The following is a 25601-nucleotide window of genomic DNA, read 5'->3' as shown; positions in this document are numbered from 1 at the left end:
GGTCACTCTCCTTTTATGCCTCTTGGGGCGTGTGCTACGACCCCGCATCATAGGCTCAGGAGAGTGGCCGCCGGAATTACGCTATGTATTACACCTATTTCTACGATAATTGCAGATCAAACAATTGATTCAACGGACCGCAAAGAGTTCAAACCGGCCTTGCGGCGGCGCCAGTTCCGACCTCGGCGAGTGACTGCTTGACCCAAACCAGCCCTGCAGTCGTTAGAGCCGATTGAAGCGAAAGTCTGCTACCTGCGGGTTTTGTTGAAAAAGTCTGGTTTGCAGGTCAGTTCGGCTTACTCTTTTTCTAGAAACCCGAATTTTGGTTAGGGGCTGGGGCCGGGAGACTGCACTTTTCTTTAAGCATTCGAGCTTTGGGCTTCTTGAAAGTCCATGCCGTCCCCTGTGCCGCACAGCGGCACAAACTGAAAATGATGGCGGCAAATGCAAAAAGGGCGGTCCAAAGACCGCCCTTTCAAAGGAATTGTAAATGTCGGGCTTCTTAGAAGCCCATGCCGCCACTGACCCCGCCGTAGCGGGGTCAGCATGAAAGCTGATGGTCGGCTTTATGGGCTTCTTAGAAGCCCATGCCGCCCATGCCGCCCATGTCGCCGCCCGGCATGGCAGGAGCAGCTTCTTTCTTCGGCAGCTCGGCAACCATGGCTTCGGTGGTGATCAGCAGGCCTGCAACGGAAGCTGCGTCCTGAAGAGCCGTGCGCACAACCTTGGTCGGGTCGATGATGCCGGCTTCGATCATGTTGACGAACTCTTCGCTCTGGGCGTTGAAACCGAACGTGTCGTCGTTGTTTTCCTGGATCTTGCCAACAACGATGGAGCCTTCGACACCAGCGTTTTCAGCGATCTGACGGATCGGAGCTTCCAGAGCGCGCAGGACGATCTTGATGCCGGCAGCGATGTCGGAATTGTCGGAGGTCAGAGCTTCGACAGCCTTCTTCGCCCGCAGCAGAGCCGTGCCGCCACCCGGAACGATGCCTTCTTCAACGGCAGCGCGGGTTGCGTTCAGAGCATCGTCAACGCGGTCTTTTTTCTCTTTCACTTCGATTTCGGTTGCACCGCCAACGCGGATGACAGCCACACCGCCAGCAAGCTTGGCCAGGCGCTCCTGAAGCTTCTCACGGTCGTAATCGGAAGTGGTTTCTTCGATCTGGGCCTTGATCTGGCCAACGCGGCCGTCAATGTCTTCCTTGGCACCGGCACCATCAACGATGGTGGTGGTTTCCTTGGTGATCGCGACTTTCTCAGCGGTGCCGAGCATGTCGAGGGAGACATTTTCCAGCTTGATGCCGAGATCTTCGGAGATCACGGTGCCGCCGGTCAGGATGGCAATGTCTTCCAGCATGGCCTTGCGGCGGTCGCCGAAGCCCGGAGCCTTGACAGCAGCAATTTTCAGGCCGCCGCGCAGCTTGTTGACAACGAGGGTTGCCAGAGCTTCGCCTTCAACATCTTCAGCGATGATGAGGAGCGGGCGGGAAGACTGAACAACAGCTTCCAGAATCGGCAGCATGGCCTGCAGGTTGGAGAGTTTTTTCTCGTGCAGCAGGATGTACGGCTTTTCCAGGTCGGCCAGCATCTTGTCGGCATTGGTGACGAAGTAAGGAGACAGGTAGCCGCGGTCGAACTGCATGCCTTCAACGACTTCCAGCTCGGTTTCCAGGGACTTGGCTTCTTCGACAGTGATCACGCCTTCGTTGCCGACTTTCTGCATGGCTTCGGCAATATCCGCGCCAACCTGCTCGTCGCCGTTTGCGGAGATCGTGCCGACCTGAGCCACTTCTTCGGAAGTGGTGATGGTCTTGGAAGCAGCTTCCAGGGACTTCACAGCTTCAACAGCAGCGAGGTCAACGCCGCGCTTCAGGTCCATCGGGTTCATGCCGGCAGCAACAGCCTTGGCGCCTTCCTTGACAATGGCCTGGGCCAGAACGGTTGCGGTCGTGGTGCCGTCACCAGCAATGTCGTTGGTCTTGGAAGCCACTTCGCGCACCATCTGGGCGCCCATGTTTTCGAACTTGTCTTCCAGTTCGATTTCCTTGGCAACGGACACACCGTCCTTGGTGATGCGCGGTGCGCCGAACGCCTTGTCGAGAACGACGTTGCGGCCTTTCGGGCCGAGGGTGACTTTCACAGCGTTTGCGAGCGTGTCCACGCCTTTGAGCATGCGCTCACGGGCGTCGGAGGAGAATTTTACTTCTTTAGCAGACATAGGGTCGTCTCACTTGAATGTTGAATGGAGAGAGATCAGAAGCGGTTCGCTAAACTTAAGCGATCACGCCCATGATGTCGGATTCCTTCATGATCAGCAGGTCTTCACCATCGATCTTGACTTCGGTGCCGGACCATTTGCCGAACAGAACGCGGTCACCTGCCTTAACGTCGAGGGCAACGATTTCGCCGTTGTCCTTGCGGGCGCCGGTGCCGACAGCGATGATTTCGCCTTCCTGCGGCTTTTCCTTAGCGGTGTCCGGAATGATGATGCCGCCGGCCGTTTTCTCTTCAGAGTCTACCCGGCGAACGACGACGCGGTCGTGAAGTGGACGAAATGCCATTAGACTGTTTCCTCTCATGAGCGCGCCCCACGCAATTTGGCAGCGCGCGAGACATGATTTTTGGGTTACATAACGCAGGGGCCTTCGGGCTCCTGCGGCGCAGTAGCACTCCCTCAAGGCGAGTGCTAGCAGCGCCATGGATTTATGCAGCAGGACCCGGATTGTCAATGGTTTGAGAGGAAATTTTCCGCCCGCTGCCGCCGTTGCCGGGACCCGGACCTCTGACATGGTTAACCGGCTTCAGATCGTGGGGCTTTTGCGTCCGGGAAACCGGTTGCGGCCTGCGGTCTGGAGCAACTCGCGTTTCCTGGAATTTGCCTTTCGCTGCCTGACATCAAAGATGGCATAGCGTATCTATTCCATATCAACGCACACGCCCTAATTGGGGGCCGTGATTGTGAAGGGCAAGGTGAAAGTTGCTGTCTTGCCGTTCACTTCGTCGGAAAACCGTGTTTCCAGCTGATAAGTGCCTTCGCGAAGACCGCTGAACTGAAACGACAGACTGGCTGCAAGCTCACGCTGCCGCGACCGGCCTTTGCCGGCAAAGACGGCGAAACCGTCCTGCTGGGTCAGAACCTGCCCGGTCAGGTTCAGCAGCTTGTAGCTGGCGGTAAGCTCATAGGCATAAAGGCCCTCAGCCTCGCGGAAGCCATAGCCAACCGGCTCGGCATAGATGAACAGAACATCGCCTGCCCTGAACTCAGTATCGGCGCGCGGCGTGTACTGTCCGTATGCGGCCCCGGCCGTCTCAGCGAACGTGGCGGCCGTAAAGGCCAGGCCATTGGCGTCCCAGGCAGCATCGAATGCGGCCAGGGCAGACGTGTACGGTGAGGAGGGTGTGGCCTTAGGATCAGCCGGCGCCGGAGCTGAGGAGAGGCCGGTAAATCCCAAAGTCATGCAAAGAAGCGTGGCGGCGCCCCGCCGGGAAAAACGTCGTCCTGTCACCATCTATTACGTCCCCGCGCGCCCTAAAGTCTTGTCGTTGCTTGGCGATTTTGCCGATATAGACCGACTTTCGCCGGGTGACAAGAAAATGCGTGCAATGCGGTAAACTTAGGCCGGTTTAAAGACTGCGGGCCGTCCAGGACTGGCGTTTGCGATAGATTGTCGACGGGCTGATCTCCAAAGCCGCTGCCGCCATGGCAATGTTGCCGTCAAAAGCGTCCAGCGCGTCTTCGATGATCCGGCGTTCCTGGGCCCAGAGCGGCTCAATTGCGCCAAAGGGGCGGCTGGGAGCACTGATCCTGGACCGTTCGCGCGACAGGTCTATCACCGCGTTGGGGCGGCCGGACTGATCCCGGATGACCATGGGCAGCATGTCGTAGGTGACAGCCGCACCGTCATTCATGACCACGATCTGGCGGATGGTGTTTTCAAGCTGGCGGACATTGCCCGGCCAGCCATACGCGACAATCCGGGTCTCCGCATCCGCATCGAAGCCCTTGAAGCCCCGGCGCTCCTCCCCGGAATAACGTTCCAGAAAGGCTTCGGCGAGGGGCAGGATGTCGTCGCGGCGCTCACGCAGGGGAGGCAGATGAACAGGCAGAACATGCAGCCGGTAATAAAGGTCCTCGCGGAACCGGCCTGCTGAAATTTCCTCGATCGGGTTGCGGTTGGTGGCGCAGATGATCCGCGCGTCGACCTTCCGCGACTGGGTGTCGCCGAGCCTCTGGAACGTGCCGGTCTGCAGAAACCGCAGCAGCTTGCTTTGCAACAGCGTGTCCATTTCACCGATTTCGTCCAAAAACAGCGTGCCGCCATCGGCCTGTTCCGCGGCGCCGGCCCGGCTTTCGCTCGCCCCGGTAAAGGCACCGCGCATATAGCCGAAAATCTCGCTTTCGATGAGGTCCCGGGGAATGGCCGCGCAATTCAGCGTCACGAACCGGTTGGGCTGGCGCTCAGAGAGATCGTGAATGGCGTTGGCGCACAACTCCTTGCCGGTGCCCGATTCCCCGGTGATGAACACAGGGGCCTGCGACGGGGCCATACGCTGGATCTGATCCTGGATCTCGAGCATTTTCAGCGAGGTCCCGATCATCCGGCCGAGGCCGCCGGCCTCGGGCGCAGACCGTTCGGTCCGCTTCAGGGGGGCAGTTCGTTCAACCGGCTGCGGCACAGGCTGAGCCTGGTTCACGTCGGGCCGGGCTGGGGGAGCCGCCGGGCGGCGCTGCTGCAGCTGAAACGTGATCTTGCTGGCAAGAGCGTCGAGGGAAAAGGGTTTGGTCAGGAAGTCATGGGCGCCTGCGCGCATGGCGCTGACAGCCCGGGAGACGGAGCCAGAGGCCGACACCGCGATGATGACTGCTTTCGGGCAGCGCACCGCGTAGGCTTCCAAGGCTTCGTCACCGCCGATTGTTTCCAGGTCTATGATGAGAATGTCGGTCGACTTGTCGGCCAGATCCTGAAGGCAGGAGGCAGAATCCGTATAAAGGATCGGGTCGGCACAGGAGGCGGACATTTTCGCGCACACGGCAGAAGTGCGGGCGGCCTCGGAGGCCGATGCGTCCAATACGCGTACAATCACAGGCAAAGTCTTGCCCTCATTACTCCCCATTGCTGGGTAACTCCCATCGCTAGATCCGGGTCTTCCATAATCGAAAGATTCGTCAGTCTGATAATTCTCCGAACAGGGTAAACAAAGCGTTGTCAGATGACGCATTTTGCAGTTTTTGCCGAGAAAACCAGCGGCTGTAACAATTTAAAACGCAAACGAGAGAATCAATCCTAGGGTGAGGCCTGCGAAAAAGCAACCAATTGATAACGCTGCGGCAAATTTGAGCGAGACGTTTTTCGGCGTCAAAGCCGTGCCGGAGAGGGCAAGGGCTGTTTGGCCGGTCAGGGCTGGGGCGGAACTTTTGACGGGCTCAGCCTTGGGGGCGGGGATGTCCTGCGGCACCGGTATGCGCATGTCGTCGCCCGCCTTTGTGTTGCCTGTCAGGGGGGGGCGCGGTTCATCTGCGGGTGCAGGTCCAGGCTGGTCCCGGGCTGGGGCTTGCGCTGGCGCGATGCTGAATCTGGGGGCATAGCTGCCCTTGGGAATGGTGATCCGGACAGATTCCTGAGTGCCGGTGCCGGCATAGTATCCGGACAGGCGGCGGCGCAGGCGGGCTGCCTCCACCCGCACGATTGGATCGGTCACAGGATTGAAATCGTCGTCCCGGCCGAGAGCCTCGGTGGCAATCGTGTATCCCTTGATCTTCTCGAGCCTGTTCTCCAATGCGGCGGTCACCACGAATTTGAGAAAAGCGCGCAGTTGCGGAGCGGACTGAAATTCCGGGCTCGCAAGGGTTTTGGTGAGAGCGGCCCGTATCAGGTCCTCAGACACTCTCAAAGAAGAGGAGGGAGCGTCAGCGGGGCTGGCCGGAGTGTTTGTGGCCGCTGACAGCTGGGGGGCGTCTTCCGCTGCTGGTGTGGCGGCCGCGGGGGCTTTTCTCGCAGCAGTTTGCAGAGACGCAGAGCCTCTTGATTTCGCGACGGGATACATTCCAGTTCCCTTTCGGTAACCGGTTTTTAACGCTCCACGACAAGTTGCCCTAACGTCATGTTAGCGCTCCGGCTTCCAATTGCAAATTGTTAAAATACGTATCGCCTCCCCTGCTGGCATTGGAAATGTCCGGCACAGCAGGGCGGCGAACTGGCCTGGAACCGAAAAAACTGCGGCTTTGGAGATGCATAGTCGGGGACAAGTCCCGGAATCCACGTTTGAATGCGGCTTGCGGATTCGGAGGTCACTGGTTCTTAAGGCATGATTAACCAGTCAATTGTGATTCGGGTCGGAACTTTCAAATACCATGGGCCGGACAGGGACCATCTTTGTAGCAATCTGCATGGCGATTATCGCGCTGTCTTCGGCGACCGTGATGATTTTTCAGTTCGGCCGTCCGTTTGGCGAGGCGGTGTCCCTGTCGCTTGCGCTGATGTGCACCATGATCCTCGTTCACTTGTTGGTCGGGCGGGCCCGGGACCGTGGGGCTGTCAGTGAAGCGGTGGACCGCCTCGAAGAACGCATGGCAGACCTCGATGAAGATGTTGGCAATCTGGAAGGCCGTTTGACCGGCATGGAACACTCCGTGCCCCGGCGCACGCGGGCGGAGATTGATCCGATCTTTGCCGAAGTCGAGGTTTTGGGAACGCTGGTCAAGCAGATGGCAGAAGCCATGTCGGACCTGGAAACCCGGATGGAAGACCAGCAGGCGCTGGCGCCACCTCCCCAGATGCAGAACTTGCCCCACTACCGGCAGGATGCGCCACCGCTTCAGGTGCAGGCCCCCGCAGCGCAGCCCGGATTCGCATCACCGCCCTTTTCGCATCCGCAAGCCCGTCCTGTGCCCGTTCCGCAGACCGCGCCGCCGGCGCACCAGCCCCAACCGCAGCCTCAGGCTTACAATGCCCCTCAGACTGCGCCTTCTCCTGTTCAGGGCCGGGCTGTGCAAGGAGGCCGGGACGACTGGGACCGCCGCTATGGAGGGCAGGCCGAACCGCAGCCCATGCCGCCTGAAACACCCGTTGAGGCGGCTTATGCGCCTGGTGCCGGCTATGATGCAGACCCTGCAGCCGATCCCGGTGCACTAGCATCCGCACCCTTTGGCCAGCAGGATCAGGCGGCGGATGATTTGCCGCATGTGACGCCGGCTCCGGTTCAGCCGGAGCGGCCGAAGCCGAATATGGCCATGCGTGAGCTGATCACCTCCGCGCTGAACGCCAACCGGGTGGAATTGCACTTGCAGCCCATCGTGACCCTGCCACAGCGCCAGGTGAAATATTATGAAGCGTTCACCCGTCTGCGCGACGCCAATGGCAATGGGGTGGAGGCGAAGACTTTCCTGCCCGAAGCCGTTCTGTCCGGCCAGATTGCCCGGATCGACAACCTGTTGCTGTTCCGCTCCATTCAGGTGATCCGCCGTCTGACATCCCGCAACCGGAATGCGGTTCTGTTCTGCAATATTTCATCCGTGTCGCTGGTGGATGAGGCGTTTTTTCCGGGGTTCCTGGAATTTGTGAAGTCCAACCGCAATTTTGCAGATGTGCTCGTCTTTGAGTTTTCGCAAAGCGATGTGGCGGATATGGGAGCGATGGAACTGGAAAGCCTGAGTGCGCTCTATGATCTCGGCTTCCGCTTCTCCATCGACCGGATTTCCGACATGAAGATGGACTTCAACTCCCTCGCGGGCCGGGGCTTCAAATATGGCAAGCTGCATGCCGACTATCTGATCGGCCGCCGTGAAGCCATTCACGGTCATATCCACCCGTCCGACTTCGGCGATTTGCTGCACCGCTACGGCATGGAGCTGATCACCGATCATGTGGAGACGGAGTCCCAGGTGCTTGAGCTGCTCGACTACGATATCCGGCTCGCGCAGGGCAACCTGTTTTCGCCGCCGCGCCCGGTCCGGGCGGAGGTGTTGCAGGGAACGCCGGCCCCCGGTTCCAGAAAGACGGCCGCTGGCTGATCCCAGCCAGACGGATTTTTCCGCCGCATCTATGTTCTGAACCGTCCTGGACCCCCGAGCCTGATCAGCCGTCCTGCTTCTGTCCGACCGTCACGATGGTCGGCGGGGCACCGGCCAGCAAGCGCCGGGCAACGCGCTGGACGTCTTCCAGGGTGACTGCTTCGATTTCCCGGTTGCGCCGGTCAAAATAATCGATACCGAGTCCGGCATTTTGCAGGGCAACCAGTTGGCGGGCAATCTTTCCGGATGTGTCAAACCGCAGCGCATAGGAGCCGGTGATGTACCGTTTCGCCGCATTGACCTCTTCTGCACTCGGCCCGTCCGTTGCCATGCGCCGGATCTGCCCCAGCATCACATCAACAGTTTCCCCCGCCCGGTCGGTGCGGGTGGCCGCTGAACCAAGCAGAAGCCCAGTGTGGCGGTAAGGCGACAGGGAGGTGCTTGCCCCGTAGGAAAGGCCGCGCTCTTCCCGCACTTCCTGATACATCCAGGAGGTGAAGGTGCCGCCCCCTAGTATGTGGTTCATCACATAGGCGGCCTGAAAATCCGGATCATCCCGTTTGACCCCGGGCAGACCCATCAAAATCGTTGTCTGGGGCACATCCAGCTCCCGGTGGAGCGTTGCCCCTGATGCGGGTGCCAGCTCGGGCACGGAGGCCTTTTCGGACGTCTCGGGAAGACCGGCAAAGACATCGTCCAGCACCTGGGCAAGACGCTTTGCGTCAATGGCACCGACCACGCCCACATTCAGGCCGCTGCGGGTCAGAAGTCGTTTGTGTTGCTGTTTCAGGTCGTCCCGTGTCAGGGTTTTGAGGGTGTCCTGTGTGCCTGCTGTCCGGCGGGAATAGGGATGGTTCTCAAACATGGCTTCGGCCAAGGTGCGCCCGGCAATCGCATCCGGGTCGGTTTCGGCACGTTTGGCCTGGGCGACAAGCCGTGTCTTCATGCGCTCCACGGGGGTGTCGTCGAAACGCGGTTCATTTACGGCCAGGGCGAGCAGGCTGGCCGCTTCGTCAAGCGTGGGGCTCAAGGTTCTCAGGCTGCCGTAAAACCGGTCCTTGCCGGTGTTGAACCCGATGCTAATGGCCAGCTCTTCCATCCGGCCCTGAAACGCCTCTGAAGACAGATCACCGGCTCCCTCATCCAGCGATGCGGCCAGAAGACGGGTGAGGCCGCCCTTGCCGTCCGGGTCCTGTGTCGCACCACCGTCAAAGGCAAAATTCATGGCGATGATGGGAACCGTGTGGTCTTCCACCAGCCAGGCCTCGATGCCCTTCGGGCTGATGACCCGTTGCACCTCGACCGCTTGGGCACTGCGGATCAAGACCGCAAGGGTGGCCACCATGAAGGCGGCGCTTACAAGGACCGTGCGCAGGGAAACAGCAAAATGGGGCATGGTCAGGATTTGTCCTTGGCAGGAGAGGGGCTTTTGGGGGTGGTTTCTGCAGCTTCGGAAGACTCCCGGCGCAATTCGCCGGTCACGGGCAGCCCCGCGAGATAGGTGCGTGCCGCGTCCAGAACATCTTCAGGCGTCACGGCGCTCACCTGTGCGGGCCATGTCTGGACGTTCTTGATGGTCTGTCCGGTGGCCAGCGCACCGCCAAAGAGCCGGGCAAGGCTGGACTGGCTGTCCTGGGCATAGATCGCACTTGCAACCATGCTGTTGCGGGCCCGGTCGACTTCCTCTTGGGTGACGCCGTCCTGGAGCAGGGCGCGGATTTCTTGGGCAATCAGCTCTTCCATCTCCTTAAGGCTGTGGCCGGGGCGGGGCGCGGCATAGACGCCGAACCGGCCCGCATCCAGCGCCTGGCTCTGGTAATAGGCCCCGGCGCCCAACGCGGCCTTGCGCTCCAGCACAAGCGATTTGTAGAGTCGGCTCGAGGGACCTTCCCCCAGAATATAGGCGAGGATGTCCAGCGCTTCAGGTGTCCGGCCGGTTCCGGTGGTCTGGCTCGGCACAATCCAGGTCTGGGACACGGATTCCTGTCGAACCCGCGCATCGGAGACGACGACCCGCCGCTCCCCGGACAAGGGCGGCTCCGCGGGGCGGACCCGGGGGGCGGGATCCGCACGCCGGGCGATCTGGCCATAAGTCCGTTCTGCAAGTTTGCGGATTTCGGCCACATCGACATCACCGGCTATCACCACCACAGCGTTGTTGGGCGTATAGAACCGGTCATAGAAGGCAAGGGCCGATTCCTTGTTCAGTGCCTCGATTTCACTTTGCCAGCCAATCACCGGCGATCCATAGGGGTGGTTGACGAAGGTGACCGCGTTCAGCGCCTCGCGCAGCCGGGACCCCGGCTCGCTGTCAACGCGGCTGCGCCGCTCTTCCAGAACCACAAGCCGTTCCGGGTCGACAACCGCGTCACTCAGAACAAGGTTCTGCATCCGGTCTGCTTCAAGTTCCATCATCAGAGGCAGATGCTCCTTGGCGACTTTCTGGAAATAGGCGGTGTAGTCCAGGCTCGTGAAAGCGTTTTCCTGACCGCCCCGTTGGGCGATGACACGGGAGAAGTGGTCTCCAGGATGTGTGGACGTGCCCTTGAACATCAAGTGTTCCAGAAAATGGGCAACGCCGGACTGACCCTCCGGTTCGTCGGCGGACCCGGCCTTGTACCAGATCATATGGGTCACGACAGGGGCGCGGCGGTCCGGAATGACCACCACCTGCAGGCCGTTTTCAAGCGTGAAACTCCCAAGATTGGGAGCGATGACAATGTCATCGGCCGACAAAGTCCCGGCCCGGGCATAAGGGATTGGCACCACTGCCGTTGACCCGAGAAGAAGGAGCGGAAGCAGGAGACTTCGGATGGGGTGTTTCCAAAAGAGGCCACGTCCTTGATGTGTCTTCGCGGGGGCAGGGGTCAAGCGCGTCTCCCATTCTTTGTCATAAAATAAAAAACCTCCGGACTAATCCTTCCATATAGGAGGGTTGGTCCGAAGGTCCCATTACAAAAATGTCATCGCTGCCCGCCCGGCGCACGGATCAGGCGGATCGGGATCAGTTACAATATTGTGACTGGCCTTCCAGGCACCGCGGATCCAGCGGCTTGCTTGTGTAGGGGTCGACGTTGCCCGGCTTTTTGTCTTTCGACTTGGCCACGACCTCCGGCATCGGCGCATCCGGTGATGGTGTACTGTAACTGGCCGGGGGCTCGGTCAGGTAGCGGCGGGTGGCAAGACCATTATTGGCAGCGCCAACCTGCTGCGCCTTGATCTTCTGTAGCCGTTCCCATTCGGCGCGCTGTTCTTCCCGGGTCAGCAAGTCACCCTCGGCCACATCGTTCTCACGCCGCTCGGCGTCTAGGTCGCGGGTCTGTTGTCCGGTCACGCCAGTGATCTTGAAACCGCGCATCTGCTCCGGTGTCAGGGGGGCCTTGTTGAGCCCGCCGGTATCAGCGTAGATTTCCTTCAGCTCTTCGAACTGGGCGTTTTGCTGTTGCTTGGGCCAGTTCGCGTCTTTGGCGCCAGCCACATCGGTTTCTGGCTCCGGCAGCTTGGCGGTCTCAGCCGGCATGGCGAGCGGGGCGCGGGGCTTGTAGTCAATCGGCTTTTCGTTCGGGTCGACAGCCCCGAGACCTTTCATGAAGGAGTTCACGAGCGCGACGTCCGGTGCCTGGGACGTGCCGTCTGCCGCCTGGCAGGCCACAAGGCCCGTCAACAGAACGAGACACGATGAAAATTGGACCCAGTTTTGCTTCGTCCGCACCACAGCAGACTCCCCGATTTCCGATTGAGGTTGCGGCCGTTCACGCGCCCGCGATTCTATGATCCTGCCTTAGACCTTCATTTTGAGGCTGAATTAGGACCATTTGTGAAACTGTCATACAGGAGACCGATCACTCCTGCAACGATCCACACATCTGCCAGGTTGAAGACATACCAGGAGAAACTGCCCACGTGGAAATGGACAAAGTCCACGACGGCGCCATAGGCGATTCGGTCGATCCCGTTGCCGATGGCCCCGCCAATCACAAGGGCGAGGGCGAAGGCCACCAGTTTTGAAGTGCAGCGGGCAGACCAGATCCACAATCCGATGGTGATCACGACGGTCAGCACAGCCAGGAGCCACCGGCCCGTTTCACTGTCCTGCTGGAACAGCCCATAAGACACGCCCCGGTTCCAGACCAGAACGATGTCCAGGACGGGGAGCAGCTCAACGGGCCCTTTCAAGCGCAGATCAAAGCCGTAGAGCAGCCAGAGCTTGCTCGCCTGATCCAGCACCAGGCCGGTCAGAGCGACGGCAAACACAAGGGCGCTGAGGCGGCCCCAGAGACGGGGCCGCCTTCCAGGGCTCTGATCGGGGGGGGCGGTGCCGGTCATGCTATGTTGCACCCGCCGCTCTGTCAGGCCGCAGCATGGGTCGCGTCCCATTCCCGCAGCGCGTCCGCATCCCGCAAGGACACATCCGGGTAGTCGGGATCAGAGCCGACCTCCGGAAGGATCTTCCAGGAGCGGGCACATTTCTGACCATCTGCAAGGGCGGGCACAACCGCAACGCCCTTGGTGTCGTCCAGGGTGAAGGCGCCATCCGGAGCCGGTTGATCGCTCAGCGTCAGCTGGCTGGTGATGGCAATGTCGGCCATGTTCTGACCGTCCAGGGCCGCCATCAGCTCGGGATCGGTCACATGCACGACCGGATGGGCTTCCAGGGACGAGCCGATTCGCTTCTCCCGGCGCTCGATCTCAAGGGCACCGGTGACCACGCGCCGCACGGTCCGGATCTTGGCCCATTTGGCTGCCAGCGCCTCGTCTTTCCACTCCGCCGGAACGTGCGGGAACTGTTCCAGATGAACCGACGTTTCCTCGCCATAGCGGGAGGTCCAGGTCTCGTCCATGGTGAAGGGCAGCATCGGCGCCAGCCAGGTGACAAGGCAGTTGAACAGCTTGTCGATCACACAGAGTGAGGCCTTGCGGCGGGTGGACGAGGCCGCATCGCAGTAAAGGGCATCCTTGCGGATGTCGAAATAGAAGGCCGACAGCTCCACCGTCATGAAGCTGAACAGCTGGTGGAAGACCTTCTTGTAGTCGAAGTCCCAATAGGCTTCGCGGATCATGCCGTCCAGCTCCGCAAGCCGGTGCAGCATCAGCCGCTCCAGTTCCGGCATGTCGGCAAGGGCCACCTCTTCACTGGTCGCGTGGGCAAGCGAGCCGAGCATCCAGCGCAAGGTGTTGCGCAGCTTGCGGTAGCTGTCGACATTGGTCTTGATAATTTCCTGACCCAGGCGCTGGTCTTCCCAATAGTCGGTGGAGGCCACCCAAAGCCGCAGGATATCGGCGCCATATTGTTTGATGATATCCTGGGGGAACACCTGATTGCCGAGTGACTTGGACATTTTGCGCCCGTCTTCGGCCATGGTGAAACCATGGGTCAGAACCGCGTCATAGGGGGCGTGCCCCCTCGTGCCGCAGCTTTCCAGAAGCGAGGAATGGAACCAGCCGCGATGCTGGTCGGAGCCTTCCAGATAAAGGACATAATCCTTGCCCCCCTTCGTCTTTCTGACCGGGTCGAGGTCGCCGCGTTGCTCCAGAACGAAGGCATGTGTTGATCCGGAATCGAACCACACATCCAGAATGTCGGTGACCATGTCCCAGTCATCGGCCGGGTAGCTGCCGCCAAGGAACCGCTCTTTTGAGCCCTCCGCATACCAGGCATCGGCGCCTTCGGCGCAGAAAGCCTCATAGATGCGCGCGTTGACCGTCTCGTCCTTCAAGATCTCGGCGGTGTCCTTGTGGATGAACACCGTGATCGGCACACCCCATGCCCGCTGGCGTGAGAGCACCCAGTCCGGGCGGTTCTCGATCATGGAACGCAGCCGGTTCTGGCCGCTGCCGGGCACGAAACGAGTCTGGTCAATGGCATTCAGCGCGCGGCTGCGCAAAGTGTCGCCTTCGCCGGACAGTGCCTCGTCCATATGGACAAACCATTGCGGCGTGTTGCGGAAGATCACCGGTTTCTTGGAGCGCCAGGAATGGGGATAGGAGTGAGACAGGCGGCCGAGCCCGATCAGGGTGCCGCTTTCCTTCAGCTTTTCAATGACCGCCTTGTTGGCCTTGCCCTTTTCGCCCTTGTGGGTGATCACCTCACAGCCTTCAAAGCCCGGCGCGTCCTTGGTGTAAAAGCCGTCATCGGCCACGGTGAAGGGGATAGCCGTGCTGATGCCGCGCGCTTCCAGCTCCGCACGCTTGTCGATCCAGATTTCGAAGTCCTCCGCGCCATGGCTGGGCGCGGTATGAACAAAACCCGTACCGGCATCATCGGTGACATGATCCCCGTCCAGCAGCGGCACATCGAAATCATAGCCGCCAAGATCCAGATCGGCGAGTGGGTGGGCGCAGGTGAGGCAGGTGAGTTCCTCAGCACTGACCGGACGCACCTTTTTGAAATCGCTGATGCGGGCGTTCTTGAAGACATCTTCGGCCAGCGCGTCGGCCAGGATCAGAAGATCCCCCTTCTGCACCCAGTTGTCATCCGGCAGGCCGTCCTGGGTGACCTCGTAAAGGCCGTAGGCAATGCGTGAGGAGAAACAGATGGCCCGGTTGCCCGGGATGGTCCAAGGGGTCGTTGTCCAGATAACGACGGAAGCGTCCAGCAATTGCTCAACGGCAGCCGGATCGCTGCCGCCGGCAGTGGTCACCGGGAACTTCACCCAGATCATGTCGGACTTGTAGTCCTGGTATTCGATTTCCGCTTCCGCAAGGGCGGTCTTTTCCACCACAGACCACATGACCGGCTTGGAGCCCCGGTAAAGCTGGCCGGACATGGCGAAGGACATCAACTCGCGGGCAATGACCGCTTCGCTTTCAAAACGCATGGTGAGGTAAGGGTTGTCCCAGTCCCCCTCAATACCAAGGCGTTTGAACTCCTTGCGCTGCACATCGATCCAGTGTTCGGCAAATTCACGGCATTCCTGACGGAACTCGTTGATCGGCACTTCGTCCTTGTTCTTGCCCTTGGCGCGGTATTGTTCCTCGATCTTCCATTCAATCGGCAGCCCATGGCAGTCCCAGCCGGGCACGTAGTTGCTTTCGTAGCCCATCATCTGCATGGAGCGGGAGACAATGTCCTTCAGCGTCTTGTTGAGCGCGTGCCCGATATGGATGTTGCCGTTAGCGTAAGGAGGGCCGTCATGCAGCACGAATTTGTTGCGGCCTTGCCCCTGGGCGCGCAGCTTCTTGTAGATCTCAAGCTTTTCCCAGCGGGCCTGGATTTCCGGCTCTTTCTTGGGAAGGCCGGCGCGCATGGGAAAATCGGTCTGCGGCAGATTGAGGGTTTCGGAATAGTCGCGTTTATCAGTCTCGGTCATCGTCGGGTCGATCCGGTCGTTCAGGTGTGGCCCCGCAAGGAGGGGCCGCAAGATCCAGAATATGCGCCTGTGGTCAGGCGGCGGTAATAGAGGAGGGGTCCCGGTCCCTGGCGCCGCGCGGTCCGCGTCAGCCGAAGGCCGGGCCGGTAATTCGCGCTATGGCGCTCATCCGCAAACCGGAGAATATGGAAGCCATGTCATGCATGGCACGGGACATAGCAGCACTTTCAAGCGGAATAAAGTGCCCCGTCCGGTTTCCGGGCAACTTCCCTGCCCATAAGCAGCTTTTCTTTAACGGCTTGTGAGGTAAGACCGGACCGGGAACATTGGAAAGGCTTGAGAGGGTTCAATGGTCAGCTATTTTGCAGAAGACCGCTGGGTGAGAAAAGATCTTCTGATCCCCGCAAGCCTGATGTCCATTGCGGCCTATCTCGGCATGCTGATCTATTTTTTCGGGCCCACTGGATTGGCCCTGTCCTCCCATGGCGTGCCGATAAACGATTTCCTGTGTTTCTGGCTGGCAGGTCAGGAAGTGGTTCAGGGAACGCCTGCGCAGGTCTATGACAACGCGGCGTTCAAGGCCTTGCAGGTTCCGCATATCGGGGAAGATTTCTTCTATCCGTTCTTCTATCCGCCGACCTTTCTGCTGATGGTAACACCGCTTGGGGCCTTGGGGGCGATCTCCGCCTATGTGGTTTCGCAAAGCCTTTGCCTTCTTGCGGCTGGGGCCGTTTGCGCACGTCTCCTGCGCAGCTGGCATGGGCTGTTGCTGCTGGCTGCGATGCCCGCCACCTTCAATGCGGTGCTGTTCGGGCAAAATGCGCTGCTATGTGCAGCGTTTCTCGGCGCCGGTCTAGTGGCCTTGGGGGAGCGCCGGTCTGTGCTGGCCGGTGTCTTTATCGGGCTCTTGACCATCAAGCCGCAAATGGGCTTTCTCATTCCCTTTGCGCTCCTGGCCGCCGGAAACTACAGAACCATTGTCTCGGCATCGCTCACGACGATCGCCCTTGCCGCGTTGAGCTACGGCGTTCTGGGGGCGGACGCGTGGGCAGGCTTCTTCAAGCAGATTGCCTTTACAGGGGAAGCGACCGACCAGGGCATGGCAGGGTTCGGCAAGATGGCATCTGTTTATGCCTCCATGCGCATGCTGGGCGTTGGAAGTTCCTTTGCCTATGGCGTTCAGGCCGTTTCCGCCCTTGCCACCCTGTGGCTGGTTTGGCGGGTCTGGAGAAGTCAGATCTCCTTTAACCTCAAGGCGGTGGTGCTGATCTCCGCCGGTTATTTTGCCACGCCCTATGTGCTGCCCTATGACCTTGCCGCGCTCGGAATCGCCGTTGCCTTCCTTGCGCGGGAGACCGGCGGCAAACAGGCTTTCCCCTATATGTGGCTTCTTGTGGCCGTTGCGATGCTGGTTCCTGAAGCCTCAAGGTCCATCGGGGCCGTCAGCGGTTTGGCGATTGGCCTGATTGCGCCCGCCATCATGCTGTTTGTATCTGTCAGTCTCATCCGGCGCGCCGAACCCGGCAAAGCGTTGCATGAGGGGGCCGCCCGCGAAGGATGAGCGGAATGTTCTGGGAAAAGGGGATCCGTTCGGGGGCCTGGCTGACATGGGACCGGATCGGGTTTGCATGCCTGTGCTCCGGGATCGGCCTCAGTCTGGCGCTGGCCTGGCTGTTGATCCTGCCCAATGCCCATGACGCGCCCAATGGCACCTTCTTGATGGATTATCTCAGCTTCTGGCTTGCAGGCCGCCAGGTGCTTGCAGGTGATCCCGGGCTTGTCTATATGCCCGCTCAATTTGCAGGCCTGCAAAAAGAGCTTTCGGGAACCGACACCGTGTTCGGTTTCTTCTACCCGCCAACCTTTCAGCTGCTTCAGAGTGTTTTTGCGGTCTTGCCCTACAAAGCCGCCTTTGCTGTGTTTGTGCTGTCGACAACAGCCCTGCTTGGCCTAGCCTGCCGGCTTGTCACCGGGCAATGGTTGCTCGCCGCGTGCCTGATTGTCATTCCCGCTTGTGGAAACAACGCCTTTCACGGACAAAATGCGGCCTTGACGGCTGCCCTTTACGGATTTTTTCTGGTCGGGGTTGAGCGCCAGCGGATGTTTCTTGCAGGCATTGCCCTTGGGCTTTTGACCATTAAGCCTCAGCTGGGCATTTTGGCCCCCATTGCGTTGATTGCCAGCTGGAACTGGCGCGCCTTCCTGAGCGCGTCTGTCACAAGTCTGATTGCTGCAGGGCTGAGCCTTGCCATTCTTGGTGTGGGCGTCTGGCAGCTCTTCTGGATACAGGCGCCGGTGGCGTCGGCCATGATGGAGCTTGGTGGGGTTGAATGGGGCAAGATGATCTCGCTCTATGGCAGTCTCCGGCAATTTGGTCTTGGACACACACCGGCGCTTGTTGTGCAGGGCCTTTGCGGGGCCGGAGCGCTGGTCTGTGTCTGGACCGCCTGGCGGCGCAGCCAGGATATGGCCATAAGGGCATCCGTTCTGGTCGGGGGCACATTGCTGGTCACACCCTTTGCCATGACCTACGACCTGACGCTTCTGGTGATCCCTTGTGCCTTCCTGATCCGCGACGGGCTGCGCGCCGGGTTCCTGCCCTATGAAAAGGTGCTGCTGGCGGGTGTCATCAGCCTGTCCGCGTCAACGGCCCCCTTTGCCATCCTGCTCGGCCTGCCGCTTGCCCCGGTTCTTCCGGCGGTCATCCTGTGGCTTGGTTTGCGCAGGCTCCATATGCGCCATTCAGGAACCCGGCTGGATGGAAAACCGGACACGGTGACGGTGTCGGTCTGAGAAATCCGTCAGAGAGACTGTCACCTGAGGCGGAGCAGGTCTACTTGACCGGATCGGCAGGCCTTTGCTGGTTCCGCACCTGCTCGCGGTGCGCGATATAAAGGCCGCTGCCGACAATCAGGCAAATGCCGATCCAGGTCGGCCCATCTGGAAAATCTGAAAACACCAGATATCCAAACAGGGTCGCCCCGACAATTTCGATATATTGAAGCGGCGCCAGCAGGCTGGCACTGCCCCGTTGGAAAGCGGCCACGACAAGCCCGTGGGCGGCAAAGGAAATCAGTCCGATCAGCATCAAGAGCAGCGTCTGCGGACCGGTGGGCAGTACAAATGCATATCCGTCCACCGAGGCCCAGGACCCGATCAGCAGGGCACAGCCCAAAAGCAGGGCGCCCGACAGGCCCGCGCCAAACTGAATGGTCAACAGATCGTCCTCGGCCGGGTAGAGCTTGTTGATCAGGAGATAGAAGGCAAAGACAACGGCGGTGAACACCGGCAGCAGGCTGACCGCGCCGATCTCCGCCAGATTTGGCCTCAGGATGATCATGGCGCCGGCCAGACCGACCAGAATGGCACCGATGCGGCGCAGACCAACCTGTTCTTTCAGGATCAGGGCCGCCAGAACCGTGAGTACCATGGGTTCGACAAAGAAGATCGAGATGGCTGTGGCCACGGACATGTATTTGACAGCGGTGAAAAAACTGAGGGAGGCCGTTGCGAGCAAAACGCCACGCAGCAGATTGACCCCGGGCTGCCGGGCCCGCAGCCAAAATGTCCGGCGCACAGCGAGCGCAAGGCCGAGGCAGATCAGAAACTGGAAAAAGAAACGGCCGAAGGTCACTTCCAGCGCAGGAAGCGCTGCGGACAGATATTTGGCGATGATGTCCATCATCGGGACGATCAGCATGGCCGCTGTCATCAGAAAAATGGCGCCTAGGGAATTGGCGGCGGGCTGCGCCTTTCCAGGGACGGCGCTCATTCCGCCAGTTCCAGAAGGCTCATGTCGATTTCCGACAGGGGCTGGAGGGACTGCAACGCCGCCCGGGCCTCTTCGCTGTCCCGGTCCATCTGTGCAACCAGGGCATCGGCCGTCTGAAACCGCTCTTCGCCGCGCAGATAGGAGACGAGGTGCACCCGCAGCGTCTGGCCATAAAGGTCACCGGAAAAATCAAACAGGAAGACTTCGAAAACGACCGTGCCGTTGTCGAAAGTGGGGCGGCGCCCATAGCTGGCAACCCCGTCTTTCCAGCCGCTTGCGGTCTTCACCTTGACGGCATAGATGCCTTGGCGCAGGGGGCAGTCGTCACTCAGATGCAGATTGGCGGTCGGGTAGCCCAGATCCCGGCCGCGCTTGTCGCCATGTTGCACAGAGGCTTCAAAAAACCAGCGGTAGCCCAATAGCCCGTTGGCCTGGGCAATATCCCCCTCGGCAAGGCTGTCGCGGATGCGGCTGGACGAAATGACTTCGGCGCCTTCATCTTCTTCCCGCTGAACGATGGTCACCCCGAAACCGTGTGCCGCGCCTGCCATGCGCAGATAGTCTGGCGTGCCCTGCCGGGCCCGGCCGAAATGAAAGTCATATCCGGTGACCGCATGGGAGATCCCAAGCCGGTTGATTAGGATGTCTTCCACGAAAACGCTGGCCTCAAGCCCGGCAAATTCCCGGGTGAAGGGCAGAATGAGGGCGCCGTCCAGTCCGCACCGGCGCAGCATGTCGACCTTTTGCTGCGGCGGCGTCAGCCGGAAGACCGGTTTGGACGGGGTGAAGACCGTGCGCGGGTGAGGCTCGAAACTCATGGCAAAGACCGGATGCTGGGTGCCGTGGCCCAGGCCCAACGCCGCATCCAGAACGGCCCGATGCCCACGGTGGACGCCGTCGAAATTGCCGATGGCCACCACGCCGCCTTTCAGGATGTCGGGAAATTCGTCCAGGTTCCGGGCAGAGTGGAAACGGGCGGATTGAGACGGGCTCATTCAGCAAACCTTCACGCAATTTGTCGGCCGGATGGCGTCTTTGCTCGCGGCAGATACAGCAAGCCGCGCCGGTCCGGCCCGCTTGCCCACTTGGGCGAGGAACCTGCCGTCTGTGCACGGAAACGTCAAGATCGATAAATGCCGCGGGCCAAAGGCAGCGGGAGAAAAGCCGGTGGGCTCAGGCAGGGTCAGGTCCGCGATGTCTCGCCGCCGCGGGAGGGTACTTTCACCAGAGCCTCTCCTTCTAGAACGGCGGTGCCATCCACACTGCACAGACAGGACAGCCGTGCCCGGTTGCCGCGCTCCATCAGTTCTTCAACGGTCACGGTCACTTTCACATCGTCGCCGATCCTGACCGGTGCCTTGAAGTTCAGGGTCTGGGACAGATAGATCGCACCAGGGCCGGGAAGCCGCGTGCCGAGCACGGCCGAGATCAGGCTGGCCGTATAAAGCCCGTGCGCAATCCTGGTCTTGAACGGGGTACGTGCTGCAAAATGTTCCGACAGATGGATCGGATTGCGGTCGCCGGAGACTTCTGCAAAGCCGACCACATCTGAAGAACTGACATGTTTGATCAGTTCCTCGCTCATCCCTGTCTCAAGGTCTTCAAAGCACAGTGTCCGCAGTTCCAGCATGAAAATAATCCCGTCCGGCGGAAGATTCAGTCCCTGGCCTTGGCACAAGAGGCCCGTTCCGCCCGGAGCCGCTGGTGAAATGCGCCTGAATAGCCGCCCAAAGGTCTAGGCTCCCCAAGGTTTTCAGGCAATTGTGCTTTGGGTGGAGAAAAAATGCTTGGGTCATTAACGGTCTTTTCAGTCCCGATGAGTACATTATGCCTGTATGGGGAGGTGAGGACACTGAGAAGTGTTGCTCTCCTTCGGAGTCAAATCGCGTTTCCACCGGCCCACGGCCAGGGGCCGCGCCTATTGACAGTATGGAGTAGACAATGGCCCTTGATCTTCAGATGCCGGTCCTCGTGGTCGATGACTACAAAACGATGATTCGCATCATCCGGAACCTATTGAAGCAACTTGGTTTCGAAGACATCGACGATGCCGCGGACGGCACCGAAGCATTGGAAAAAATGAAGCAGCGCCGCTATGGCCTGGTGATTTCTGACTGGAATATGGAACCGATGACCGGTTATGAGCTGCTGAAGCAGGTTCGTGCGGACGGTAGCCTCAGCAAGACACCGTTCATCATGGTTACCGCTGAATCCAAGACGGAAAACGTGATCGCCGCCAAAAAGGCCGGCGTGAACAACTACATCGTGAAGCCGTTCAATGCGCAGACATTGAAAGGCAAAATCGAAGCCGTTTTCTCCGAATAAGACGTTGCATCCGGCCGAGCCTTGGGATCAAGGCTCCAGGCCCGCGCAGCATAGATATGAGCCTGGACTGCCGGCCGGACGGGTGTGCGGCAGCGGACAGACTTGTGTCCGGCAGACCTTGCCGGTTCGGAACAATGGACGCGGTGCTTTGGGGAAAAGCTGCGTCCTGGAGGGGCACACCGAAGGCAAACGCTTCGACCTTGTTTGCCTTTGGAAACAGTTTGGGGAGACCAACCTATGTCTAAAATGGAACAGGAAAACGTTGCCCGCGTTATTGAATTCCTGGAACAAAACAAAAAGCGCGAAGGTGAAGTCTCACTCACTGACGTCATGCATCTTGCGGAAGTCATGTCCGGTTCGATGCAGGAGTTTCTGGCAAGCGTGCAGCCGACGGTCACTGACGAGCTGCGCATGATCGCCAGGGAAATCACGCGTATGAAAGTGGAAATTTCCCAGTTGCGCGCGAACGACATGACCGGGAGCAAGATCCCGGATGCCGGCCGTGAACTTGACGCAATTGTCGAGGCAACGGAAAAGGCCACCAACACGATCATGGAAGCGGCTGAAGAAATCATGGGCGCCGATACCGGCGACACCGAAGCCTATCAGGAGCTGGTCAGCAACAAGATGATCAGCATCTTTGAGGCTTGCACCTTCCAGGACATTACCGGCCAGCGGATTTCAAAGGTCGTCTCAACCCTCAATTATATCGATGAGCGGGTGACCTCCTTCATCGAGCGGCTGCGCATTCCCGAAGATGTGGATGCGGAGCTTGAAGAGAGCGACGAGGAGCGGCGCAAGCGGGAACTGATCCTGCACGGTCCGCAGCACACCGGCGAGGGGGTCTCTCAGGACGACATTGATTCGCTGCTGACCGACGCCCAGGCCGATATCGACAAGCTGTTCGACTGAGCGGCGCACAGATCAGGCAATAACAGATTTTGAAAAGGCTGCCGAAGGGCGGCCTTTTTTGCATTGGGACCGGATGGTGTTACCAGCTCAGGCGGGGCAGGGCGGCGCGGGCGCGCAGGCCTTCCTCGGTCAGGCGGCTGCGGATGAGATGTTCTTCCGGGGCCGCGCTCGGGCCAAAGTCAGATGCGTGAATCCCGGCAGTGATAAACAGAACATCGATATCCTGGGAAACAGCTCCACGGATATCGGTCGGCAGGCCGTCGCCAATGGCCAGAACCTCTTCCTTGGCAACCGGTGCGCCTGCGAGTTTCCCAAGCCGGTCAAGCGCCGCCTGATAGATTGGGGCATGGGGTTTGCCGAGAATGGCCACCTCACCGCCCAGATCCTCATAGAGGCGGGCCAGAGCCCCGGCGCACCAGACCAGCCGGTCGCCCCGCTCCACAACAATGTCCGGATTGGCGCAGATCATCAGAAGATTGCGGTCGGCCAGCTTTTGCAGCCGGTCCCGGTAATCATCGGGCGTCTCGGTCTCGTCATCCGCAAGCCCGGTGCAGCTGATCGCCTCAGCCTTGTCATCATCGGAGGTGAAGGTGGCTTCCAGATCCCAGTAAAGCGGCTGATCCCGGTCCGGACCGAGATGCAGGAGGGTCTTCTTGCCCTGAGCTTCCAGCACGGCCCGGGTCACGTCGCCGGAGGTAACGATGTCATCATAGGCGGTTCTGGCAACTCCCAGCTGATCGAGCATCTCGGCCACCTGTTTGGCCGGACGAGGTGCATTGGTGATCAGCACCACCTTGCCGCCGGTCGTGGCCCTGTAGGAGCTCAAGGCCGTGTGGGCCTCTTCAAATGCGGCGACCCCATTGTGCAGGACGCCCCAGACGTCACACAGGATCCCTTTGTAGGACGGGGCAAGGGCTTTGAGCCCGTCGACAAGAAGGGGGGCAGAAACGGTCATGGCGGGCTCTCGCAGTGCGCATTGTCAGATCACACAAAAGCCCGTTGCGACGTAATCAACCGGCTTTTGCAGGGGCATCTTAAAAGAATCGGGACAAACCCGGCGCGGACCATATAGGAACTGAAGGACAGACGGAACCGGGCAGACTGGACGGCGCGCGCAAAAGACCCGGCGCCTGCGCTGTGACCGGTGTTTCTGGCTCCGGTTGGGCCCTCTGGTCAGCGCGCGGGTTTATTTGGGGCCGCGGCAGGGGCAAAGGGACAGGCGCCACCGGATGGGGCATACTCCGGACAGGCGGGCACTAAGGGATGTTTCATGCAGGTCAGGCAGCTTGGCGAACAGATTATCAATCAGATCGCGGCGGGAGAGGTCATTGAGCGCCCCGCCAGCGTGATCAAGGAACTGGTTGAAAATGCGATCGATGCCGGGGCCGGGGCCATCGAGATTGTCACCGCCGCCGGGGGCAAGACCCTGATGCGGGTCTCAGATGACGGAGCCGGCATGCGCCAGGCTGATCTGAAACTCGCGGTCCGGCGCCATTGCACGTCCAAGATTTCCGACGACGATCTGTTCGATATCCGCACGCTCGGCTTCCGGGGCGAAGCCCTGCCCTCCATCGGCTCCGTGGCGCGGCTGACCATACAGACCCGGCATGGAGAAGAAGACCACGCCTGGGCGATTGCCGTTGAAGGGGGCAAAGAACAGCCTTTGGCACCCGCCGCGCGCGCCAAAGGCACCCAGGTGGAGGTGCGCGATCTCTTTTTTGCCACCCCGGCCCGGCTCAAATTCCTGAAATCCGACCGGGCAGAGGCTGCTGCGATTACGGAAATTGTCAAACGAATCGCTTTAGCCTATCCGCAGGTGGGGTTTTCCCTGTCCGGCGCCGACCGCCAGCCCTTGAACTGGCCGCCTGCGCGCGGAAGTGAGCCGCATCTTGCCCGGATTGCGCAGATCCTTGGTCAGGATTTTGTCGACAACGCCATGGAGATCGATGCGCTGCGCGAAGGGGTGCGCCTGAGCGGGTTTGCGGGTCTGCCGACCCATCATCGCGGCAATGCCCAGCATCAGTTCTTCTTCGTCAACGGACGGCCGGTGAAAGACAAGCTGCTTCTGTCGGGCCTGCGCGGTGCCTATGCGGATGTGCTGGCGCGGGACCGGCATCCGGTGGTCGTGCTCTATCTTGAACTTGATCCGTCCCAGGTGGATGTGAATGTGCATCCGGCCAAGGCGGATGTGCGGTTCCGCGATCCGCAGCTGGTGCGCGGGCTTCTGGTTGGGGCAATCAAGCATGCCCTTGTTCAGGCGGGGCACCGGTCCTCCACCTCCAATGCGGCAGTGGCGCTGGACGCCCTCAGGGCCCAGCCCTCCGGCCCGGCGGCCTCCGGTGGCAGCTCATATCCGGACTACGCCGCTTCCCCAAGAGCAGGCGCAGGCGCGGGGCATAGGGCCAGCATCTATGGCGGGCAGACCTCTGCCCCCCGATGGTCGGAGGACGTGTTCCGGCCCGTTGCGGCAACCGGTCCGGCAGGCAGTGGAGCAGGCCGTGCGGCTTTGGCAGAGGGCGCGGTCCCGGTGGCTGGGGTTGGCGGCGGGTTTGCCGAACCGCGCGCTGCATCCTCTTTTCAGGACAATCTGGCCGATCTCTCCGTGCCTTCAGCCGACGTCCGGGCCCATGAGGCCCCGCTGGAGGTTGAGAAAACCAGCCTGCCGCTTGGTGCGGCTCGGGCCCAGGTGCATGAGACCTATATCATTGCCCAGACCGGTGACGGGGTGGTGATTGTCGATCAGCATGCCGCCCATGAGCGTCTTGTCTATGAGCGTTTGAAAGACGCGCTGGCCAAAAAAGACGTCGCCCGGCAGATGCTCTTGATCCCGGAGGTCGTCGACATGCCGGAGGAAGACGTGCAGCGCCTGTGTGAGAGGGCGGGGGATCTGGCCAAGGCCGGTCTTGTGCTGGAAGCGTTCGGGCCGGGCGCAATTGCTGTCAGAGAAACCCCGGCGCTTCTGGGAGAAATGGATATTGAAGGCATGGTGCGCACTCTCGCCGATGAGCTGGCCGAATGGGACACGGCGGAGGGTTTGAAGGAAAAGCTCGACCATGTTGCGGCCACCATGGCCTGCCATGGGTCCGTGAGAGCCGGCCGGCGCATGCGCCCGGAAGAAATGGACGCGCTGTTGCGCGATATGGAGGCCACCCCGAAATCGGGCCAGTGCAATCACGGCCGGCCCACCTGGGTGGAACTGAAGCTGAGCGATATCGAAAAGCTGTTCGGGCGCAAATAGGCCCGGCTAAAGGCAAATGGACAAGCGGGA

Annotated in this window: 20 protein-coding genes; 6 read left to right on the top strand and 14 right to left on the bottom strand. The window is 60.3% G+C overall.

The features are described 5' to 3' along the window. Positions 1–577: 577 nt before the first annotated feature. From groL to ACXAIC_RS12855, 5 genes are all read right to left on the bottom strand, one after another. Positions 578–2221, bottom strand: a complete 1644-nt coding sequence (gene groL / locus ACXAIC_RS12875) for a chaperonin GroEL (protein WP_475179190.1) — start codon at positions 2219–2221, stop codon at positions 578–580. A 55-nt stretch (positions 2222–2276) separates the two neighbouring features. Beyond that, positions 2277–2564 carry a co-chaperone GroES gene (gene groES, locus ACXAIC_RS12870; protein ID WP_094074079.1) on the bottom strand — a complete coding sequence of 96 codons (288 nt, stop codon included), beginning with the start codon at positions 2562–2564 and terminating at the stop codon, positions 2277–2279. Between the two features lie 378 nt (positions 2565–2942). Continuing rightward, complete coding sequence (locus ACXAIC_RS12865; protein WP_475179184.1) at positions 2943–3512, bottom strand: hypothetical protein; 570 nt, start codon at positions 3510–3512, stop codon at positions 2943–2945. A gap of 115 nt (positions 3513–3627) precedes the next feature. Beyond that, positions 3628–5118 carry a sigma-54-dependent transcriptional regulator gene (locus ACXAIC_RS12860; RefSeq protein ID WP_475179180.1) on the bottom strand — a complete coding sequence of 497 codons (1491 nt, stop codon included), beginning with the start codon at positions 5116–5118 and terminating at the stop codon, positions 3628–3630. Positions 5119–5262: 144 nt separating this feature from the next. After that, positions 5263–5889, bottom strand: a complete 627-nt coding sequence (locus ACXAIC_RS12855) for a hypothetical protein (RefSeq protein ID WP_475179178.1) — start codon at positions 5887–5889, stop codon at positions 5263–5265. Positions 5890–6391: 502 nt separating this feature from the next. Here ACXAIC_RS12855 and ACXAIC_RS12850 point away from each other — a divergent pair. Beyond that, positions 6392–8014 (top strand): EAL domain-containing protein, encoded by a 1623-nt coding sequence (locus ACXAIC_RS12850; protein ID WP_475179176.1) that lies wholly within the window; start codon positions 6392–6394, stop codon positions 8012–8014. A gap of 64 nt (positions 8015–8078) precedes the next feature. On the opposite strand, the gene ACXAIC_RS12845 is transcribed toward ACXAIC_RS12850, so the two are convergent. The 5 genes from ACXAIC_RS12845 to ileS form a co-directional block, all read right to left on the bottom strand. Further along, complete coding sequence (locus tag ACXAIC_RS12845; RefSeq protein ID WP_475179174.1) at positions 8079–9410, bottom strand: M16 family metallopeptidase; 1332 nt, start codon at positions 9408–9410, stop codon at positions 8079–8081. 2 nt (positions 9411–9412) lie between these two features. After that, a complete protein-coding gene (locus ACXAIC_RS12840) occupies positions 9413–10783 on the bottom strand; it encodes a M16 family metallopeptidase (protein ID WP_475179172.1) in 1371 nt (456 codons plus the stop codon). A 235-nt stretch (positions 10784–11018) separates the two neighbouring features. After that, positions 11019–11726, bottom strand: coding sequence for a hypothetical protein (locus ACXAIC_RS12835; protein ID WP_475179170.1), 708 nt, complete (start codon positions 11724–11726; stop codon positions 11019–11021). 77 nt (positions 11727–11803) lie between these two features. Further along, positions 11804–12340 carry a signal peptidase II gene (gene lspA, locus ACXAIC_RS12830; RefSeq protein WP_475179168.1) on the bottom strand — a complete coding sequence of 179 codons (537 nt, stop codon included), beginning with the start codon at positions 12338–12340 and terminating at the stop codon, positions 11804–11806. A gap of 23 nt (positions 12341–12363) precedes the next feature. Then, positions 12364–15324, bottom strand: coding sequence for an isoleucine--tRNA ligase (ileS, locus tag ACXAIC_RS12825; protein WP_475179166.1), 2961 nt, complete (start codon positions 15322–15324; stop codon positions 12364–12366). A 349-nt stretch (positions 15325–15673) separates the two neighbouring features. Here ileS and ACXAIC_RS12820 point away from each other — a divergent pair, with 349 nt between their 5' ends. Next, a complete protein-coding gene (locus tag ACXAIC_RS12820) occupies positions 15674–16885 on the top strand; it encodes a glycosyltransferase family 87 protein (RefSeq protein ID WP_475179164.1) in 1212 nt (403 codons plus the stop codon). A 5-nt stretch (positions 16886–16890) separates the two neighbouring features. Further along, the gene (locus ACXAIC_RS12815; protein ID WP_475179162.1) at positions 16891–18117 is read left to right on the top strand and encodes a glycosyltransferase family 87 protein; all 1227 of its coding nucleotides are present in this window, start codon (positions 16891–16893) and stop codon (positions 18115–18117) included. A 40-nt stretch (positions 18118–18157) separates the two neighbouring features. On the opposite strand, the gene ACXAIC_RS12810 is transcribed toward ACXAIC_RS12815, so the two are convergent. The 3 genes from ACXAIC_RS12810 to ACXAIC_RS12800 form a co-directional block, all read right to left on the bottom strand. After that, positions 18158–19096: a DMT family transporter gene (locus tag ACXAIC_RS12810; RefSeq protein WP_475179160.1), complete on the bottom strand. Its 939-nt coding sequence runs from the start codon at positions 19094–19096 to the stop codon at positions 18158–18160. Further along, positions 19093–20091 (bottom strand): bifunctional riboflavin kinase/FAD synthetase, encoded by a 999-nt coding sequence (locus ACXAIC_RS12805; RefSeq protein ID WP_475179158.1) that lies wholly within the window; start codon positions 20089–20091, stop codon positions 19093–19095. Before ACXAIC_RS12805 ends, ACXAIC_RS12810 begins: the two co-directional genes overlap by 4 nt. 188 nt (positions 20092–20279) lie before the next feature. Beyond that, a complete protein-coding gene (locus ACXAIC_RS12800; RefSeq protein WP_475179155.1) occupies positions 20280–20726 on the bottom strand; it encodes a MaoC family dehydratase in 447 nt (148 codons plus the stop codon). 311 nt (positions 20727–21037) lie between these two features. Here ACXAIC_RS12800 and ACXAIC_RS12795 point away from each other — a divergent pair, with 311 nt between their 5' ends. Continuing rightward, on the top strand, positions 21038–21421 hold the full coding sequence (locus tag ACXAIC_RS12795) for a response regulator (RefSeq protein WP_342891051.1): 384 nt from the start codon (positions 21038–21040) through the stop codon (positions 21419–21421). Between the two features lie 237 nt (positions 21422–21658). Beyond that, positions 21659–22333 carry a protein phosphatase CheZ gene (locus tag ACXAIC_RS12790; RefSeq protein ID WP_475179150.1) on the top strand — a complete coding sequence of 225 codons (675 nt, stop codon included), beginning with the start codon at positions 21659–21661 and terminating at the stop codon, positions 22331–22333. Positions 22334–22412: 79 nt separating this feature from the next. Here ACXAIC_RS12790 and ACXAIC_RS12785 read toward each other — a convergent pair whose 3' ends face one another. Continuing rightward, on the bottom strand, positions 22413–23288 hold the full coding sequence (locus tag ACXAIC_RS12785) for a TIGR01459 family HAD-type hydrolase (RefSeq protein ID WP_475179147.1): 876 nt from the start codon (positions 23286–23288) through the stop codon (positions 22413–22415). Positions 23289–23603: 315 nt separating this feature from the next. Between ACXAIC_RS12785 and mutL the strand changes: the two genes are divergently transcribed. Then, the gene (gene mutL / locus ACXAIC_RS12780; RefSeq protein WP_475179143.1) at positions 23604–25571 is read left to right on the top strand and encodes a DNA mismatch repair endonuclease MutL; all 1968 of its coding nucleotides are present in this window, start codon (positions 23604–23606) and stop codon (positions 25569–25571) included. The last annotated feature ends 30 nt before the right edge of the window (positions 25572–25601 follow it).

It is taken from the genome of Roseibium sp. AWQ4_254 (genome assembly GCF_056161025.1).
The sequence above is the reverse complement of the archived record's forward strand: the minus strand, read 5'-3'. Positions and strand labels throughout refer to the sequence as shown.